Raw genomic sequence first — 18,409 nt, 5'->3', positions numbered from 1 at the left:
TTGGCTTGAACACCTTTATTGTATCGCGTTTGGAGTTTTTTGGGTATAACCTTCGACGCGCACCCGCATAGCGGGTGGTTTTTTTGTCTCGCACCTAACGGAGCGAGACGGACTAATAGTCACATAAGAAAAATCCACCTCAAAGGATGGATTGATGAGTTAACGTACTTCTGCATTGACTTTTTCTTCGAGAGACGCTTGGATTTTTTCCATGTAGCGTGCGACTTCCTCGTCCGTTAAGCTATCTTCCGGATTTTGGAAAGTCAAGCTATAAGCCATTGACTTCATACCAAGTCCCAATTTTTCGCCTGAGAAGACGTCAAAGAGTTTGATATCTGTCAAGCGTTTCACACCGGCAGCTTGGATAGCGTCCACAACTTCTTGATGAGTCACTTCTGCCTTGAGGAGAAGGGCAACGTCACGGCTGACTGCTGGGAATTTAGTAATTTCTACAAATGGATTAGCAGGTTGAAGGGCAGCCTCGATGACTGAAAGGTTGAGCTCAGTCACATAAGTTTCTGGAATATCGTAGGCCTTAGCAGTGACTGGATGCACTTGCCCAAGGAAACCAAGAACTTGGTCACCGAGTGAAATCACTGCTGTACGACCTGGATGAAGGCTAGCGATTTCAGATGTTGCTGTATAGGTCACTTCTAGTCCCAAGCGAGTAAATAATGCTTCTAGGATTCCCTTAGCATAGAAGAAATCAACTGGAACTGCTGCTGTTTGGAAATCTTTTTCAGCAACCAAGCCTGTCAAGGCAAAGGCAAAACTGTTGATCTCATTTGGAAGTTCTTCTTTTGGATTACCTGTTTGTTCAAAGACTTTTCCAATCTCGTAAAGGGCCAAGTTTTTGTTCTTACGAGCCACGTTGTAAGCAACTGTATCTAGGATACCAGAAATCATATTTTGACGGAGGACAGAACGGTCCACTGTCATTGGCCACATGAGTTCAGTAAGGTTAGTTGGTTGAGCCGTAAACTCAACTGCTTTTTCAGGAGTTGTTAGAGCATAGGTGATGATTTCTGTCAAACCTGCTCCTTCAGCAATAGTACGAACTTGACGGCGGAGTTTTTGTGTCGCAGTCAATTCACCAGCTGTCCCATCGTCTTTTGGAAGGCTGGTTGGCAAGCGGTCATAACCATAGATACGAGCGATTTCTTCAAAGAGGTCTGCTTCAATAGTGATATCCCAACGACGACGTGGGACGCTGACTGTAAAGCTATCTGCATTTCCAGAAAGGCCAAATCCAAGACGACGGAAGACGTCTTCTACATCCGCGTAAGAAAGTTCAGTTCCGAGGACACGGTTAACATCAGCAAGAGTTGAAGAAACTTCCACATCAGAGGTATCAAGCTCACCCGCTGAAACGATACCTTTACGCACAGTCGCACCTGCAAGTTCTGCAATCATGCTAGCCGCCGCATCAAGGGCTTCGTTAACAGTTGCCACATTGATCCCTTTTTCAAAGCGAGAAGATGACTCAGAACGAAGGTTGAGGCGACCGCTAGTCTTGCGGATTGATTTTCCATTGAAGACTGCAGCTTCAAGGACGACACGACTAGACTTTTCAGAGATTTCTGTTGCTTGACCACCCATAACACCTGCAAGAGCTACTGGCTTGTCTGCGACAGTGATGACTAGGTCATTAACGTCCAAATCACGTTCTTCACCATCTAAAGTCACTAATTTTTCACCAGCACGCGCTTCACGCACACGAATGTCATTCCCTTCAAAAGTGTCCAAGTCAAAGGCATGCATTGGTTGACCAAAGTAGAGCAGAATGTAGTTTGTCACGTCCACTACGTTATTGATTGGACGGATTCCTTCATTCATAAGAAGGTTTTGCAACCATTGTGGACTTGGTGCGATAGTCACATTGTCCAAGATACGAGCGGCATAGTAAGGTGCCTTGTCTGTCTCAATGCCTACAGAAAGAGCATCTGCTGCAGCTTGGTCAGTTTCTGAAAGAGTAAATTCTTTAAAGTTGACTGCCTTATCATAGATAGCTGCTACTTCGTGAGCCACCCCACGCATAGAAAGGGCATCCGCACGGTTGGGTGTAATAGAAAGTTCGATGATTTCATCATCCAAGTCTAGATATGAGAAGACTTCCTCACCTGGTACTGCATTTTCTGGCAAGATTTGAATGCCATCTGCGAATTCCTTTGGTACAACTGAGTCAGAAATTCCCAATTCACCAAGTGAACAGATCATCCCAAGTGACTCCAAACCACGGATTTTCCCTTTTTTAATCTTGTAGTTGTCCGCAATGCGAGCTCCCGGAAGAGCCACCATAACCTTGATACCAGCACGCACATTCGGTGCACCACAGACGATTTGACGGGTTTCTTCTTCGCCAACGTTAACCTGACAAACATGGAGGTGAGTTTCTGGCACATCTTCACAAGACAAGACCTCACCGACGACAATTTTTGAGAGACCGGCAGCTGGTGATTCCACACCTTCTACCTCGATCCCTGTAGTTGACATTTTTTCAGCTAACTCTTGTGATGGCACATCAATGTCCACCAATTCTTTTAACCATTTATAAGATACAAGCATAATTTAGTTCTCCAGAATGACAGTTGCCACTCTAGTTCTTTTCCTTTCCTATCATTTCAATAGAAGAATCATCTTCTTACCTTAATTTCTTTTTCAGTAACCAATCTGTATCTACTTTTTGACCAACCATAAAATGATGTTGGCTAAATTTTTCAAAACCATATCGATTATAAAACACTTGAGCTTTTGTATTATGCTCCCAAACACCTAACCAAGCCCAGAAAAAACTATTTTTTGTAGCAAGTTCAAGAGCAAATTCAAACAGTTGCTTACCAAGTCCAAATCCTTGGAATTTTTGTAGCACATAGAGACGTTGAATTTCAAAAGCATCTTCTAATTCTCTCTCAGTCTGAGCACTTCCCCAGTTGACTTTGAGAAAACCAGCTATCTCCTTCTCATGCATAATGAAATAGGTTTCGGATTCTGGATTTCCCAACTCAGTTGACAAAGTTTTCAGACTATAAGCCTCTTCAAAGTATTCCTGTAACTGCTCTTCCGTATTATCATGCGCAAATGTTTCACGAAAGGTTTGTTTGGCTATTTTAGCCAACACCTCAACATCTGCCATTTCTACTTTTCTAATCATTATTTAAACTGTTCTGAGAAGCGGATATCTCCTTGGTAGAATCCACGAATATCGTTAATTCCGTAACGGAGCATAGCTACACGCTCTTGTCCAAGACCAAAGGCAAATCCAGAGTAAACAGTCGCATCGATACCACTCATTTCAAGGACACGTGGGTGAACCATACCGGCCCCCATAATTTCGATCCAACCAGTTTTCTTACATACGTTACAGCCTTCTCCACCACACTTGAAGCAAGAAACATCCACCTCAACAGATGGCTCTGTGAATGGGAAGTAAGAGGGGCGCAGACGAATCTGACGCTCTTCACCAAACATTTTTTGCACAATCAACTGAAGGGTTCCTTGAAGATCAGCCATAGAGATATTTTTCCCAACAACCAAGCCTTCGATTTGGTGGAACTGGTGACTGTGGGTCGCATCGTCTGTATCACGACGGAACACGCGTCCTGGTGAGATCATTTTCAAAGGACCTTTAGAAAAATCATGGGCATCCATAGCACGCGCCTGAACTGGAGACGTGTGGGTACGGAGCAAGATTTCTTCAGTGATATAGAAAGTATCTTGCATATCACGGGCTGGGTGGTCTTTAGGAAGGTTCATACGCTCAAAGTTGTAGTAGTCTTGCTCCACTTCAAAACCATCCACGACTTGGTAACCCATACCAATGAAAATATCTTCGATTTCCTCACTGGTTTGTGTCAAAACGTGACGGTGACCAGTCGCAACTGGACGACCTGGAAGTGTCACATCGATACTCTCGCTAGCTAATTGTGCAGCAACTTTCTTTTCTTCCAAGAGCTTAGCAGTTTCTTCAAAGGCTGCTGTCAAGACATCACGAGCTTCATTGACGTGTTTCCCGATAATTGGACGCATTTCAGCAGAGACATCTTTCATCCCTTTGAGGATTTCCGTAAGCGACCCTTTTTTCCCAAGGACTGCGACACGCAATTCTTGCATCTCTTTTTCATTTTCAGCAGTAATCTGCTTCAAGCTAGCCAGCGTTTCTTCTCGAAGCGCTTTTAATTGTTCTTCAATAGTTGACATAATTCCTCCATCAGTCTCTCATAAGATAAAAAGAAAACCACATGCCAAAAACTCCACTCGGAGCGTTGACACGCGGTACCATCCGTTTTCATCTGACAAGTCAGACCTTCATTTCTAAATCCATGCGCAAGTGAATTCACCCAGCTTTCATATAGAGAGCTTGCAGTCACGGCTCTCCTCCCTGATATACTTCCCTTGAGTTACTAGTCTTGCGGATTCCTATTCAATTACTACATAGTTTATCAGATTTTTAGTTAAAAAACAAGTTAGACTAGATTAATTTCAATATAAAACTCATTCCTTTTTCTGTTGCTCCATTTTCCACAAATCCAAGCGACTTGAAACACCTCCTAGAAGCATGATTGTAGGTGTAGATTTCCTTGACTCTCAATTCTTTCCATCCTTTTACTCGAGCCAATTCAATCAAAGTACTTAGAACCTTTTTCCCAAGTCCTCGATGTTGGTAAGCGGGATTCCCAATCACAATGGGGAGATTATCCTGAGATAGTGTAACATCCCCAATTGGAAACCATTCTCCCTTCTCCTTGACTTCAATCCAAAAAAGCTCTCCATGCTGATCCAAATAAGAATACATAGCTTCCAGGGTCGCTGGACTATAAGGTCTCTTCACACCATCTACGAGGTAAACCAGGTTCACATCCTGATACCAAGCAAAAGCTTCCTCACAATGATTGACCTGATAATAAGGAACAAGACGCAGTGTATTATCTATTTGTAGGGTCTGTTTCATCTGCTTTCCTTTTCAATAAGAGAGTTGCTGCTTGATTAAAACCCTCACACCAGTTATACCATTTTGCTTTATACTCATCTTGAGGTAAGATATGATTTTTTAAATCCAGAACAGAGTAAATTTTTCTTTCTTCGCAGACTTGCGCATAGAGATGATATAGTTCATCACCACCATCTCTATCCCACTCAGCAGAAATCGTATCTTGACCCGCCAATAAAGCCTGATAAGCCCTGTGATGCCCATCTGTAATCAACAAGTAATCTCCAAAGGCAAGAATACTGATTGGAGCAACATTGATTATTTCTGCTGACTTATAAAGTGTCTGGATGCCTTCTAGTTTCTTTTCTGATAAGTATAGTTGAGTAGGATGAAGAGCTTTTATATTGACTTTCATTTCTTTCTCCTCAAGGGAATTTGATGCTCACTTCTGCTTACCTTTAAATCGCCATTGGAAGCGGAGCTTATCATAGAAGGGAAACTCGATAAACAGGACTCCCAAGCCCACACAGAGACTGGCAAGAACATCTGATGGATAGTGAACTCCCAGATAGACCCTTGATACCAGTACACTGACTAGGTAGAGGCCAAGGACGATTTGCACGATTTTTCTCCAAACTGGATTTTTAATCCGTTGACTGAGAATGATAATCAAAGTACCTACCATCAGCGTCACTGCCAAAGAATGCCCACTTGGAAAGGAAAATCCCTTCTCCTCCACCAGATGTAAAATAGCTGGTCGTGGGCGCTGGTAGATATTTTTAAAGGTCACGATTAAAAGACCTGCCAAAGCCAGATTTCCCAGCATAAAGAAACTTTCTATCTTCCACCGCTTACGATAAAAGATAAAGGCTGCGATGACAACCCAAGTGATAATCACTGGGATATCAATCAGATGTGTGATGGCTAGGAAAAGAATAGTCAAGTAATTTGGCAAGTCTCCTCGAACTGCCGTCTGAATCGGTTGGTCAAAACCTACCAGCGTGTCAGGATAAAATTTGACCATATAGCCAAGAATAACGAAAAGTAAAAGGGCAAAACTGCCCTTCATTAAAAATGTTTGTTTATCTTTCATAATGTTTTAAGGTTGGTTTCAAAAGGACGTACAACAACCAGAATGAAACGGAAAAGATTACACCCTCAATCAAGTTAAAAGGTAATACCATGGTCATTAGGTAGTTGGAAAGTCCCAAAATTTTTCCAATATCAAAGTTAGCAAACTTAGCGTACAAAGGAACAGCGTAAACATAGTTGAGAACCAACATAGCCACGGTTAAACCAATAGTTCCAGCTAGAGAGCCTAGTAGGAAACGAAGGGTTGTCCGTTCCTTTTTCCAAATCAAAGCAAATACGATGACAAAAACTCCCAAAGCTATGATATTCATTGGCAAACCAATGTAAGTATTCACTCCCTGGCTGTTAAGAAGCAATTTCAAGAGTGAGCGAAGCAAGAGAACTCCTAGAGCAGCAGGCAAATCCATGACCACCAGAGCCACAAGGACTGGCAAGATACTAAATTCGATCTTGAGGAAGGACGCCGCTGGTAAAAGCGGAAAGTCAAAGTACATCAGCACAAATGAAATGGCTGATAAAATCGCAATGGTCGAAAGTCGACGTGTGTTTGTCATAACAGGTTCCTCCAATTTTCTATAAAATCAGAAGAAGTTAGAAAGGATTCCTCTATCTATTCTCACTTTTTATATCCCAAAAGTTCCCTCTCACTCTATTAAAGAAAACAAAAGCAAGCGATTACAATCTAGCTATAAATCTATCAGAACAGACAAAGCTATTCTTTCGTCTTCTCCCATCCAGACTATACTGTCGGTTGTGGAATCTCACCACATCAGCTTGCGCTCGCGGACTTATTTGGCTAAGATATTTTAGATTTATCTAGGCGTCGCAGTCGAAGATAATACTTAAAGTATATCGAGACAAGACAACGACGAGAAAGCTAAAATAACTAGTCAAATTTACCGCCGGTCGGGAATCACACCCTGCCCTGAAGACTCTTTTATCATAACAAAAAACGCTTGCAAGCGCAAGCATTTTGTTCATTTTCATTTTTTATTTCAATTTATCTGCTTCATAGGTATGAACAAGCTCAAGACCTGCAAAGTTCTGCTGGCGGAGAGCCTCATAGACAATCATGCAAACGGTATTAGACACATTGAGACTGCGAACATGTTCATCATTCATGGGAATACGGAGAGCTTTCTCAGGATGTTCGCGCATAAAGTCCTCAGGCAAGCCCTTGTCTTCACGTCCAAAGAGAAAATAATGGTCTTCGTTAGTCGATAAATCCACATCAGAATACACTTTCTCAGCAAATTTTGAGATCAGATAGAGTTTGCCCTTCATCTGAGACATAAAATCTTCCAAACTCTCGTAAAAATAAATCTCTAGCTTATCCCAATAATCCAATCCAGCTCGCTTCATCTTGCGGTCATCGATAGGAAAACCCATTGGCTTGATGATGTGGAGGGGAGAATTGGTCGCAGCGCAAGTACGCGCGATATTACCTGTATTTTGTGGAATTTGTGGTTCAAATAATACAATGTGATTTGTCATGACTTGCTTCCTTTCACCATTGCAAAAAAATAGCCACACTGCCCGGAGTCAAGCTCAGCAAACAGCGTGGTTAAGGCATCGTTAACTTACCTCACAACAGGTTTGAAGTAAATCAGCGAAACTACTTTCTTAGTATAACACTTTCAGAATCATTGTCAATAGAAACGACTTGATTTTTTCAATTTTTTCAAGCTATTTCCAAGGGTTTCTAGGAGAAAATTCTTAAATATCTGCAAAAATTGCTTACTCTTTTATACCCATCTGTGGACTGGGAATAATGATATTATGACCTCGTTATCTCAAATACTGCTGTATGAACCCACTCATTATGAATTTGTAAGTCATTTTCTATAACCCTACTAAAGGTGAAGCCATTTTTTAAAAGCACCCTCTGAGAGGCTAGATTACCTGTTGCCGTTCCTGCAATGATTCTATTGAAACCATAAGTCGTGAAGGCTTTTTCTAAAACGAGTTTAACCGCTTCGCTGGCATAACCTAAATTGCTAACATTTTCCCCAATCCTATACCCAAGTTCTGCTGTTTTTCGATTATTCTCTAAAACACTTAAATTAATTCTTCCGACCATAACGCCTTGCGAATCTCTGATAAGATGCATGTAGACATCATGATTCTCTTGTTCCCTTAACAATTCTCTCGTAATTTCTTTAAAACCTTCTAAATCAAAATAGTTAGCTGGTCTAGGAGGTAAATTCCGCTCAAAATACTCTCGATTCTCTTTTTCAAAAAAATAGACGTCTAAACTATTTTCTTTAGACAACAGCTCTAAACTTATCATTGTAAATCATCTCCCGTCATTATCTACATTCAAATTTTCTCATGTTTACACAAAATGAAATTAACACGATTTAAATTAAGCACTTTTACTATTTTATATCGTCTCTACATTATGACACTGAACTTAGTTGAAAATGATTATATTTGAATAACTTTGATTTTGTAGTGTAAATTCTACTATAAAATATACAAGCTAATTCATGTTTTGTCAAAAAGTTTCAAGTATATAATTATTAACTTTATTTCTCATACAATCTATTAATAAAAAGTTATAGAATAATTTCTCTTTACTTATCTAATGAAAACTTTGACAATACTATTTCCAAGGGTTGTAAAATCGTCCCTGATTCTGCAAGATAAGTAGTAAACTAGCTACTAAAAACAAGGCTGCCAAAAGCAAGGTAAGATAGTCTCCTTTTTTCAAGGCCTGATAACTATACCAAGTGCGTTTTTTCTCTTTCCCAAAGCGTCGAAGCTCCATGGCGGTCGCGATGGTATCAATGCGTTCGAGCGAGCTAAAAATCAAGGGCGTAATAATGCGCAGATTGCCTTTGATTCGTTGCATAAGAGAAGCTTTCTTGGATAATTCCATCCCACGCGCTTCCTGAGACATCTTGATAGTAAAGAATTCTTCCTGCAAATCTGGAATATAGCGCAAAGTCAGGCTGACTGAATAGGCAATCTTGTAAGGCACACCAATTTGATTTAAACTGGAAGCAAACTGACTAGGGTGGGTTGTCATCAAAAAGATAATAGCCAGAGGAATGGTGCAAAGGTACTTAATAGCCAAATTTAGCAGATAAAAGAGCTCCTGGCTGGTTAGAGTGTAGGCACCGATTCCCTGCCAAATCACACTCCTCTCTCCGTAAAGTCCAACCCCATACTCGGGAGAAAAGAGATAGACCATCAAAACGTTTAAAACGGCAAATACCGTCGCAAAAACGGCTACAAAGGAAACATCTTTAAAACGGATTTCTGACAAATAGAGGAGAAAGACCGAAAAGATGGCAATCAGAACAAGCAGTCTGGTATCATAGCTAATCATGGCCGCCAATGACACGAGAATGAAAAAGAGGAGTTTCCCAGCTCCTGACAAGCGATGAATCATAGTATCTCTATGCTGGTAACCGATTAATTTTGCTTGCATCCTTCTCTCCTTTCTTTGTAAAATGCCGTTAAAGCAAGTGGATCCACGTCGAGTTTCTTAGCCAAGTTGAAGATAGAAGTCTCTTTTAGATTGGCTTTTACTAACAGCTCGGGATTACTCAATAGACTGGCTGGATCAGTATCAGCAATCAATTCTCCATCCGCCATGACAAGAGCACGATCAGAATAATCCAGCATCAATTGCATATCATGGGTAATCATGACAATGGTATGACCTTTTTGATGCAGTTCTTCGAGAAATTCCATAATCTCAGTATAATTCTTCTGGTCTTGACCTGCTGTCGGTTCATCTAAGAGGATAATTTCAGCTCCTAAAACCAAAATCGAGGCAATAGTGACACGTTTTTTCTGTCCAAACGAAAGGGCAGAAATGGGCCAATTACGGAATTCATAAAGACCACAGATTTTCAAGGTTTCATAGACTCTCGTTTCAATTTCCTTCTCATCCACACCTCGCAAACGTAGTCCCAGAGCCACCTCATCAAAAATCATATTGGTTGAAATCATTTGATTGGGATTTTGCAGCACATAGCCTACTCGTTCCGCCCGCTCTGCAACCGAATCTCCTTTGATATCCTGTCCTTCCCACAGATAGCGGCCTTCAGTCTGGATAAAGCTACTCAAGGCCTTGGCTAGAGTTGACTTCCCTGCTCCATTTTTTCCGACAATGGCAATTTTTTCACCCTTTTTAATATCTAAATGAAGAGATTTTAAAATCGGTCTATCATTATAAGAAAAAGACACATCATCTAGTCTAAAAAGTGACTGCAAATCTGGTGTCTCTTTTACCAATTCAGTCTGCAACTGAACCTGACCTTTTGAGATAGACATGTTAGCCAGATTCGCTAATTGTTCTTCCTTAACTAAATCCACACCCAATTGACGGAGAGTGGTTAGATAAAGGGGTTCGCGAATTCCATTTTGGGTCAATAAATCAGTCGCCAGTAGCTGGTCAGGGCCACCATTAAAGAGGATACGACCATCGTTTATCAAGACAATCCGATCCACAGGTCTATGCAGAACATCCTCCAAACGATGCTCGATAATAAGAGTCGTCGTCCCCTCCTCCTTATGAATCTGATCAATCAATTCGATAATATCCTGACCTGACTTGGGATCTAGATTGGCGAGTGGCTCATCAAACAAGAGAATCGGACTCTCATCAATCAAGACACCAGCTAGACTAACCCGCTGCTTTTGACCACCAGACAAATCCTGAGGACGCTGAGACAGTAAAGGAAGAAGGTCCAGCTTTTCAGCCCATTTATGAACACGACTTTTCATCTCATCTAGAGCTGTCACATCATTTTCCAGAGCAAAAGCCAAATCCTCTGCCACGGACAAGCCGATAAACTGCCCATCTGTATCCTGCAAAACCGTGCTAACAAGATGAGATTTATCGTAGATGCTCATATTAAAGGCTGCTTGCCCCTTGATCAAAAATTCTCCAGACGGCTGCCCCTTGTAAATATTTGGAATAATCCCATTCAAACACTGACCCAAGGTAGACTTACCTGACCCAGATGGCCCAACAATTAAGACTTTCTCTCCCTTATAAATAGTCAAGTCTATTCCTTGCAAGGTCGGTTCTTGTTGCGTTTCATACTGGAAAGAGAAATCCTTCCACTCAATTATAGCTTCTTTCATCTTACTCTCTTCATTCGCTTCTTAGACTTCTATTTTATCATAAATCGAACTCTTCTTGCAGTCTCTTCTCTTAAAATCTTAGCGTCAAAAAGAGTCCTAGCATAGCTTGCTTTCCTAACTAATCTATAAACATCGAAAAAGACTGGTTATCCAGCCTTTTCCCTTATGTTAATCCTTTTTCAAACTTCCTGAACGAGTTTGCGTACGTGAATAAGCTAGCAAGAGAAGGGTACCTGCGATAGCTATAGTTACAGCATTAGCAATTCCTGCAACAATCCCTTGGGCAAATACTTTTTCTGCCGCTTCTTGATAAATCACAACGTCTCCAAGTGGTGCCAAGACACCCCAAACAAGAGCATTTGCAACAATTTGAATGAGGTTAAAGAAGACAATATCCTTCAACCCAAAAACACCTTGTGTTACTCGAATGTATTTTCTAAAGAGTCCTACAGTTAGACCAAAGAGACCACTAGCAATAATCCAAGTCCACCACAGACCATAGCCTGCAAGAGAGTCCTTCACTGCATGCCCAATTAAACCAACAAGTAATCCCACTAGAGGGCCAAAAATGATAGACAAGAGGCTCTGTACCGCATACTGGAGCTGGATGCTTGTATTTGGAACAGGTGTCGGAATGCTAATCATCCCGATGACAACAAAGAGCGCAGCTCCAACACCGATAGCAACAACTTGTTTAATTGATTGATTTTTCATCTATATTCTCCTATTTTATGATTCTATTTTCTTTATTTCAATGGTCCAAGATGAACCGACACCCACATTATAGGCCTTAGCAAAGGAACCTTGATTGATAGCCAGACCTAAACGATAGAGAGAGTTAATGTAAAGGATTGGTTGCCCAATTCTCACATCTGCAAATGATTTGCCATAGACAACCTGATTTTGATAGACCAGCATATCAGCGTGATAGATAGTCACTTCAAAACGGTCACCAAATTCTGGTTCCAGTTTGTAAAACTCTTCTCGTGTGATAGAGGTCCAAAGCGAGCCGAAACGCACATCCAGAATATCAATAGCTCCCTTCACCAGATGATCTTCAATGATGGTCTCTACGACTTGAAGCTCCACAATCTGATCCACACTGAGCTCTGGTCCCACTTCCTCAAATGTAATGTGACCACTGGCCAGTTTAGCTCCAGTATAAGCATAAACATCACGACCGTGGAAGGTATAAGAATGCTCTGTGTTTTGACGTCTATTGGCTACCTCAGAAATTTCACGAATGGCTACAATACCAACGTGTTTCTTAATAAAAGAAAGAGTCCCATTGTCTGGCGTGACAATGTATTGATTTTTTGCAGTCTTGGCAACCACACTCTTACGTTTCGAGCCGACACCTGGATCGACAACCGATACAAAAGTCGTTCCCTCAGGCCAGTAATCCACCGTCTGAAAGAGACGATAGCTCCCCTCAAAAATATTATAAGGCGTGATATCGTGCGTCAAATGATGAATTTTTAAGGTTGGAGACTCTTCTAAAGCCACTCCAATCATAGCCGATACCGCACCATCAACCAGACCAAAGTCTGATTGTAATACCAGTAAATTATTATTCATTTTATCTCCTTGTATATCCTTTATCATACCATATTTCATAGAAAGGTGCTAATAGCTATTTTAATTGATTAGGGTATAGTTTTACCTTATAGCAAATTTCCTACTAAAAGCTCTGGTTATTAGCTAGTAGGTGCATTTTTTCTTGAAAAAAGGTATGATAGTTACATCATGAAAAAGTAGGTTTTATTATGAAAATTATCCTTGTCGGAGGGGGAAAAGTTGGTTTTGCCCTCTGTCGCTCCTTGGTTGCAGAAAAGCATGATGTTTTGCTGATTGAGCAAGACGAAGCCGTCCTCAATCATATTGTCAATCGCTTTGATATCATAGGTATCCTTGGTAACGGGGCTGATTTTACCATCCTTGAGCAAGCCAGTGTCCAAGATTGTGATATCTTTATCGCCTTGACTGAGTACGATGAAGTAAACATGATTGCAGCCGTTCTAGCCAAGAAAATGGGGGCTAAAGAGACTATCGTTCGGGTGCGGAATCCTGAATACTCTAACTCTTATTTCAAAGAAAAGAATATTCTCGGTTTTTCTCTTATCGTTAACCCTGAGCTCTTGGCTGCCCGCTCTATCGCTAATATCATTGACTTCCCCAACGCCCTATCTGTCGAACGCTTTGCTGGTGGACGTGTTAGCCTCATGGAATTTATCGTCAAATCAACCAGTGGTCTTTGCCAAATGCCCATTTCTGATTTTCGGAAAAAATTTGGCAATGTCATTGTCTGTGCGATAGAGAGGGATCATCAAATTATCATCCCAAGTGGTGACATGACCATACAGGATAAAGATAGAATCTTTGTCACTGGTAACCGTGTTGATATGATGCTATTCCATAATTATTTCAAATCACGTGCCGTGAAGAGCCTCCTCATCGTTGGGGCTGGAAGAATTGCCTATTATCTACTAGGTATTCTCAAAGACAGTCGTATCGATACCAAAGTCATCGAGATTAACTCTGAAAGGGCACGTTTCTTTAGTGAGAAATTCCCAAATCTCTACATCGTTCAAGGAGATGGTACTGCAAAAGACATTCTGCTAGAAGAAAGTGCTCAAAACTATGATGCAGTAGCAACACTGACAGGAGTCGACGAAGAGAATATTATTACTTCTATGTTCCTGGATAGTGTGGGGGTGCAAAAAAATATTAGCAAGGTTAACAGAACTAGTCTCCTTGAAATTATTCATGCGCCTGATTTCTCAAGCATTATCACTCCGAAAATCATCGCTGTAGATACAATCATGCACTTTATTCGTGGCCGTGTGAATGCCCAGTATTCAGACCTTCAAGCCATGCACCATCTAGCAAATGGCCAAATCGAAACCCTACAATTCCATATCAAGGAAGCCAATAAAATGACTGCCAAACCTCTTTCTCAACTAAAACTGAAAAAAGGGGTTCTTATTGCAGCCATCATTCGAAAGGGCAAGACTATTTTCCCTACTGGGGAGGATACGCTTGAAGTCGGAGACAAGCTCCTAGTAACAACCCTGTTGCCAAACATCACCAAGATTTATGACTTGATTGCGAGGTAAGAAATGAATAAAAGTATGATTCGTTACCTCCTTTCAAAATTACTTTTGATTGAAGCTGTTCTTCTTTTGGTTCCTGTGTCTGTCGCTGTCTATTACCGTGAATCGAGCCAAGTCTTTACAGCCCTCTTTACAACGATTGGGATTCTCTTATTACTAGGCGGTTCAGGAATTTTACAAAAGCCAAAAAATCAACGGATTTATGCCAAGGAAGGAATCTTAATTGTGGCCCTCTGTTGGATCCTTTGGTCTTTCTTTGGTGGTCTCCCCTTTGTTTTTGCTGGGCAAATTCCCAGCCTTATAGATGCCTTTTTTGAGATCAGTTCTGGCTTTACAACTACTGGAGCAACTATTCTGAATGACGTTTCAGTTCTCAGCCGTTCCCTCCTCTTCTGGCGAAGTTTTACCCACTTGATTGGAGGGATGGGGGTGCTTGTTTTTGCGCTTGCTATTATGGATAATGCCAAGAATAGTCACCTAGAGGTGATGAAGGCTGAGGTTCCTGGCCCTGTTTTTGGTAAAGTAGTATCCAAACTCAAAAATACTGCCCAGATTCTCTATCTCCTTTATCTAGCTCTCTTCTCCCTCTTTGTCATCATCTATTATCTAGCTGGCATGCCCCTATTTGATAGTTTTGTCATTGCTATGGGGACAGCAGGTACAGGAGGCTTCACCGTCTATAACGACGGAATTGCCCACTATGGTAGCTCACTGATTACCTATCTAGTTAGTATCGGAGTTCTGGTTTTTGGGGTAAATTTCAATCTCTACTACTACCTCATGCTCCGTCGCGTCAAGGCCTTTTTTGGAGATGAAGAACTTCGAGCTTACTTGGTCATTGTTCTGGTTTCTACAGGCTTGATCAGCCTCAATACCCTCTATCTCTACCCAGGATTTTCTAAGAGTTTTGAAATGGCCTTCTTCCAGGTTTCCAATATCATTACGACTACTGGTTTTGGATACGGAGACATTACTAACTGGCCCCTCTTCTCCCAGTTTATCCTCCTCTTTCTCATGGGAATCGGTGGTTCTGCTGGTTCAACCGCAGGTGGACTCAAAGTCATTCGAGGCCTCATCCTTTCAAAAATTGCTAAAAATCAGATTTTGTCAATCCTATCGCCCCACCGTGTTTTGACCCTCCATGTTAATAAAACGGTGATTGACAAAGATACCCAGCATAAAATTCTCAAGTACTTTGTCATCTATGCTATGATTTTGTTATCACTTATCTTTATTGTCAGTCTAGACAGCAATGATTTCCTGGTCGTTACTAGCGCTGTCTTTAGCTGTTTCAATAATATCGGGCCTATTCTAGGAACCACTTCTAGCTTCGCAATCTTTAGTCCTATCTCAAAAATTCTCCTCTCCTTTGCAATGATTGCAGGCCGCTTAGAGATTTACCCAATCCTACTTCTCTTTATGAAGAGAACTTGGTCTAAAAGATAAAATACAACCACACCTTGTATCTAACAAAGTGTGGTGTTTTTATACTCTCCGAAAATCTCTTCAAACCATGTCAACTCTATCTGCAACCTCAAAACAGTGTTTTGAGCAACCTGCTGCTAGCTTCCTAGTTTGCTCTTTGATTTTCATTGAGGATTATTTTCAAATCCCCCCAACTCAACAAGTTTCTTTGAATTCCGATCAGATATTTCAGTGTCTGACTTTAAGGAATTGAAGAACCCCAAAAACAACCCTCAGTCGACTGACCGAGGGTTCCTTATTTCATTATTCAAGAACTTGATTAGCTCAATGCATCCAAGGCATCATCCATTGAAAGAACTTCGTGGAAGACACGTTGTGTCAATTCAGTTTTTTGTTCTGGAGTGAGGTATTTAGTGTTTACACAGTATCCAGAGATACGTACGATAACATCTTCACCAGACATAATCTTTTCGTAAACATCGTTCAAGTCCATAACGTTCAAGTTAACGTGTTGTCCACCGTTTTCGAAGTAACCATCAAGAATTGTTACCAAGTTATCAACTTGTTCATCACGAGTCTTACCAAGAGCGCGAGGTGAAACTTGTGTAGTCAATGAGATACCATCAGCTGCATAACTAAAGTCAAGGCTAGAAAGTGAGTTCAAGTTTTGCAACCATCCACCTTTAGCTTTATTAGATGGGTTAGCACCTGGTGAGAAGAATTCAAGTTTAGACAAGTTCACAGAACCATCTTCGTTGAGGTATACACCTTTGTGGACTGGTGAGTTACCAGTTTGTTTAGAGTAAGCAACGTTAGATGTGATTGTCAAAAGTGATACTGTAGCTTCAGCGTCTTTGTAAAGTTTGTGGCTACGTAGACGAGTTGTGTAAGCTTCAATCAACCATTCTGCCAATTCGTTTGAACGTGGGTCATCTTCACCCCAACGTGGGTATTCACCGATTGTTTCGTAATCGTAGATATAGCCATTTTCATCACGGATTGGTTTAACTGTAGCATATTTGATAGCTGACAATGTATCAACAGTGTTAGCAAATCCACAAATACCGAATCCCATGTTAGCACGTTGTTTAGTTGGCAAGAAGGCCATTTGAACAGCTTCGTAGTTGTACTTATCAGTCATGTAGTGGATGATGTTCAAAGCATCTACGTAAGTGTCAGTCAACCAGTCAAGAGATTTTTCAAAGTTAGCTTTAACTGATTCAAATTCAAGAACTTCGTCACGGATTGGTTCGATGTCAAATACTTTGTAGTCTTTGTGAACATCGTCGTAACCACCATTCAAACCAGTAAGAAGGGCTTTCAATACGTTTACACGCGCACCGAAGTACTGGATGTTGTGGCGTTGTTCTTCATTTTCTGGGTCAAGTGGAGACACACAGCATGAGATACAGCTCATTTCACCATATCCATCTTTAGCCATTGTTGTTACACCTTCGTATTGGATAGAAGAGTGTTTGTGGCTCATGTGCATACAGTAGCGACGGAAGTTGTATGGCAATTTGTCAGTCCAAAGAACTGTCAAGTTTGGTTCTGGAGAGTTACCAATGTTGTCAAGAGTGTTCAAGAAACGGTAGTCCATCTTAGTAACACGGTGACGACCGTCGTTACCCATACCAGCCATAGAAGTTGTGATGAAAGTTGGGTCACCTGAGTACAATTGGTCATAAGCTTTAGTACGAGCAAATTTAACTGTACGAAGTTTCATAACGAAATCATCAACGAATTCTTGGATTTCTGACTCAGTAAATGTACCACGAGCAAGGTCACGTTCTGCAAAGATGTCCAATACGATTGGCACACGTCCTAGAGATGTAGCAGCACCGTTGATAACACGGCAGACAGCCATGAAGGCAATATTAACCCATTGGATTGCTTCTTTAACGTTCATCGCTGGTTTGCGAACGTCAACTCCGTAAAGGTCACCCAAGCGAACAACTTGTTGCAATGCTTGGTATTGAAGGTTGATTTCTTCACGAAGACGGATTGTTTCTTCATCGATTTCTTCGATTGCATTCCAGTCGTTTACTTTTTCTTGCATCAAGTAGTCTGCACCGTAAAGAGCAAGACGTGCATAAACACCGATGATACGTCCGCGTGAGTATGCATCTGGAAGACCAGTTACAGTGTGAGCGTGACGAGCGCGACGAATGTTTGAAGTGTAGGCACGGAAGATACCGTCGTTAACTGTTGTTACGTATTTAGTAAAGATTTCGTGAACAGCTGGATCTGGTTCGTATCCATTTTCTTTCAAAGTAGTTTCAGCCATACGGATACCACCTTTTGGCATGAAGTTCAATTTGAAGAGTTCATCATTTTGGATACCAAAGATAACTTCGTTTTCTTTATCGATAAATCCTGCTGGGATGTCAGCGATAGATGTTGGACGAGTGTCCATTGGGAAACGAGTTTCTTCGTAGTGAGCCTTAGTTTCTTCTACAATTTTTTTGATGTGAAGTGAACGTTCTGTTGGTCCAGCAAGGAAGCTTTCGTCTCCATCGTAAGGTGTGTAGTTAGCTTGTACGAAGCGTGATACACTTGCTTTTTCTTTCCAATCTACTCCTTTGAAGCCTTCCCAAGCTTTGTCAAAAATATCTTGTGCTTCAACAACTGTCTTAACAACCATGTTAATGTCCTCTTTTTTCTTTCTAGTAACAACCATCTGTTACATTCATGAGACAAGTATACCATACAGTAATCGTTTTCAACAAGTGATAAATCCCTATTTTTA

16 protein-coding genes and 1 riboswitch are annotated in these 18,409 nt (G+C 41.1%); of the genes, 2 read left to right on the top strand and 14 right to left on the bottom strand.

Annotated features, from left to right (window positions below; translation table 11 throughout):
• Positions 1–159 precede the first annotated feature (159 nt).
• The 13 genes from pheT to FJR73_RS02075 form a co-directional block, all read right to left on the bottom strand.
• The gene (gene pheT, locus FJR73_RS02135) at positions 160–2,565 is read right to left on the bottom strand and encodes a phenylalanine--tRNA ligase subunit beta (RefSeq protein ID WP_140833045.1); all 2,406 of its coding nucleotides are present in this window, start codon (positions 2,563–2,565) and stop codon (positions 160–162) included.
• 76 nt (positions 2,566–2,641) lie between these two features.
• Positions 2,642–3,151 carry an N-acetyltransferase gene (locus FJR73_RS02130; RefSeq protein WP_140833043.1) on the bottom strand — a complete coding sequence of 170 codons (510 nt, stop codon included), beginning with the start codon at positions 3,149–3,151 and terminating at the stop codon, positions 2,642–2,644.
• Positions 3,151–4,197 carry a phenylalanine--tRNA ligase subunit alpha gene (gene pheS / locus FJR73_RS02125; RefSeq protein ID WP_140833041.1) on the bottom strand — a complete coding sequence of 349 codons (1,047 nt, stop codon included), beginning with the start codon at positions 4,195–4,197 and terminating at the stop codon, positions 3,151–3,153. The genes FJR73_RS02130 and pheS overlap by 1 nt, the downstream gene beginning before the upstream one ends.
• A gap of 271 nt (positions 4,198–4,468) precedes the next feature.
• Complete coding sequence (locus FJR73_RS02120) at positions 4,469–4,918, bottom strand: GNAT family N-acetyltransferase (protein WP_181146581.1); 450 nt, start codon at positions 4,916–4,918, stop codon at positions 4,469–4,471.
• Positions 4,919–4,922: 4 nt separating this feature from the next.
• A complete protein-coding gene (locus FJR73_RS02115; RefSeq protein ID WP_140833037.1) occupies positions 4,923–5,342 on the bottom strand; it encodes a chromosome partitioning protein ParB in 420 nt (139 codons plus the stop codon).
• Between the two features lie 27 nt (positions 5,343–5,369).
• Positions 5,370–6,020 carry a phosphatase PAP2 family protein gene (locus tag FJR73_RS02110; RefSeq protein ID WP_140833035.1) on the bottom strand — a complete coding sequence of 217 codons (651 nt, stop codon included), beginning with the start codon at positions 6,018–6,020 and terminating at the stop codon, positions 5,370–5,372.
• The gene (locus FJR73_RS02105) at positions 6,010–6,573 is read right to left on the bottom strand and encodes an ECF transporter S component (RefSeq protein WP_125416912.1); all 564 of its coding nucleotides are present in this window, start codon (positions 6,571–6,573) and stop codon (positions 6,010–6,012) included. Before FJR73_RS02105 ends, FJR73_RS02110 begins: the two co-directional genes overlap by 11 nt.
• Positions 6,574–6,737: 164 nt before the next feature.
• Positions 6,738–6,956, bottom strand: a riboswitch (FMN riboswitch).
• Between the two features lie 53 nt (positions 6,957–7,009).
• The gene (locus FJR73_RS02100; RefSeq protein WP_140833033.1) at positions 7,010–7,513 is read right to left on the bottom strand and encodes a tRNA (cytidine(34)-2'-O)-methyltransferase; all 504 of its coding nucleotides are present in this window, start codon (positions 7,511–7,513) and stop codon (positions 7,010–7,012) included.
• Positions 7,514–7,796: 283 nt separating this feature from the next.
• Entirely contained in the window at positions 7,797–8,309 is a 513-nt protein-coding gene (locus FJR73_RS02095; protein WP_140833031.1) for a GNAT family N-acetyltransferase, read from the bottom strand.
• Positions 8,310–8,624: 315 nt separating this feature from the next.
• Positions 8,625–9,455, bottom strand: a complete 831-nt coding sequence (locus FJR73_RS02090; protein ID WP_140833029.1) for an energy-coupling factor transporter transmembrane protein EcfT — start codon at positions 9,453–9,455, stop codon at positions 8,625–8,627.
• Positions 9,440–11,122, bottom strand: coding sequence for an ABC transporter ATP-binding protein (locus FJR73_RS02085; protein WP_140833027.1), 1,683 nt, complete (start codon positions 11,120–11,122; stop codon positions 9,440–9,442). Before FJR73_RS02085 ends, FJR73_RS02090 begins: the two co-directional genes overlap by 16 nt.
• 168 nt (positions 11,123–11,290) lie before the next feature.
• The gene (locus FJR73_RS02080; protein WP_140833024.1) at positions 11,291–11,836 is read right to left on the bottom strand and encodes an ECF-type riboflavin transporter substrate-binding protein; all 546 of its coding nucleotides are present in this window, start codon (positions 11,834–11,836) and stop codon (positions 11,291–11,293) included.
• A 15-nt stretch (positions 11,837–11,851) separates the two neighbouring features.
• The gene (locus tag FJR73_RS02075; RefSeq protein ID WP_140833022.1) at positions 11,852–12,700 is read right to left on the bottom strand and encodes an S-adenosyl-l-methionine hydroxide adenosyltransferase family protein; all 849 of its coding nucleotides are present in this window, start codon (positions 12,698–12,700) and stop codon (positions 11,852–11,854) included.
• A 188-nt stretch (positions 12,701–12,888) separates the two neighbouring features.
• On the opposite strand from FJR73_RS02075, the gene trkA reads away from it, so the two are divergent.
• Together trkA and FJR73_RS02065 are read left to right on the top strand one after the other, a co-directional pair.
• Complete coding sequence (gene trkA, locus FJR73_RS02070; RefSeq protein WP_140833020.1) at positions 12,889–14,238, top strand: Trk system potassium transporter TrkA; 1,350 nt, start codon at positions 12,889–12,891, stop codon at positions 14,236–14,238.
• Between the two features lie 3 nt (positions 14,239–14,241).
• Complete coding sequence (locus FJR73_RS02065; protein WP_140833018.1) at positions 14,242–15,681, top strand: TrkH family potassium uptake protein; 1,440 nt, start codon at positions 14,242–14,244, stop codon at positions 15,679–15,681.
• Positions 15,682–15,979: 298 nt separating this feature from the next.
• Here the strand turns inward: FJR73_RS02065 and pflB are convergent, their stop codons facing one another.
• Positions 15,980–18,304, bottom strand: coding sequence for a formate C-acetyltransferase (gene pflB / locus FJR73_RS02060; protein ID WP_000260628.1), 2,325 nt, complete (start codon positions 18,302–18,304; stop codon positions 15,980–15,982).
• Between the last annotated feature and the right edge of the window lie 105 nt (positions 18,305–18,409).

Origin of the sequence: Streptococcus sp. D2 (genome assembly GCF_006385825.1) — a bacterium.
Taxonomy (GTDB): domain Bacteria; phylum Bacillota; class Bacilli; order Lactobacillales; family Streptococcaceae; genus Streptococcus; species Streptococcus shenyangsis.
This window is presented reverse-complemented; position numbering and strand designations above follow the sequence as displayed.

Bases quoted from the DNA above. Each gene is read 5' to 3' on its own strand.
- FJR73_RS02075 (WP_140833022.1), bottom strand. From the start codon at position 12,700: ATGAATAATAATTTACTGGTATTACAATCAGACTTTGGTCTGGTTGAT.
- FJR73_RS02110 (WP_140833035.1), bottom strand. From the start codon at position 6,020: ATGAAAGATAAACAAACATTTTTAATGAAGGGCAGTTTTGCCCTTTTA.
- pheS (WP_140833041.1), bottom strand. From the start codon at position 4,197: ATGTCAACTATTGAAGAACAATTAAAAGCGCTTCGAGAAGAAACGCTG.
- FJR73_RS02095 (WP_140833031.1), bottom strand. From the start codon at position 8,309: ATGATAAGTTTAGAGCTGTTGTCTAAAGAAAATAGTTTAGACGTCTAT.
- pheT (WP_140833045.1), bottom strand. From the start codon at position 2,565: ATGCTTGTATCTTATAAATGGTTAAAAGAATTGGTGGACATTGATGTG.
- pflB (WP_000260628.1), bottom strand. From the start codon at position 18,304: ATGGTTGTTAAGACAGTTGTTGAAGCACAAGATATTTTTGACAAAGCT.
- FJR73_RS02085 (WP_140833027.1), bottom strand. From the start codon at position 11,122: ATGAAAGAAGCTATAATTGAGTGGAAGGATTTCTCTTTCCAGTATGAA.
- FJR73_RS02080 (WP_140833024.1), bottom strand. From the start codon at position 11,836: ATGAAAAATCAATCAATTAAACAAGTTGTTGCTATCGGTGTTGGAGCT.
- FJR73_RS02130 (WP_140833043.1), bottom strand. From the start codon at position 3,151: ATGATTAGAAAAGTAGAAATGGCAGATGTTGAGGTGTTGGCTAAAATA.
- FJR73_RS02090 (WP_140833029.1), bottom strand. From the start codon at position 9,455: ATGCAAGCAAAATTAATCGGTTACCAGCATAGAGATACTATGATTCAT.
- FJR73_RS02115 (WP_140833037.1), bottom strand. From the start codon at position 5,342: ATGAAAGTCAATATAAAAGCTCTTCATCCTACTCAACTATACTTATCA.
- FJR73_RS02100 (WP_140833033.1), bottom strand. From the start codon at position 7,513: ATGACAAATCACATTGTATTATTTGAACCACAAATTCCACAAAATACA.
- FJR73_RS02065 (WP_140833018.1), top strand. From the start codon at position 14,242: ATGAATAAAAGTATGATTCGTTACCTCCTTTCAAAATTACTTTTGATT.
- FJR73_RS02105 (WP_125416912.1), bottom strand. From the start codon at position 6,573: ATGACAAACACACGTCGACTTTCGACCATTGCGATTTTATCAGCCATT.
- trkA (WP_140833020.1), top strand. From the start codon at position 12,889: ATGAAAATTATCCTTGTCGGAGGGGGAAAAGTTGGTTTTGCCCTCTGT.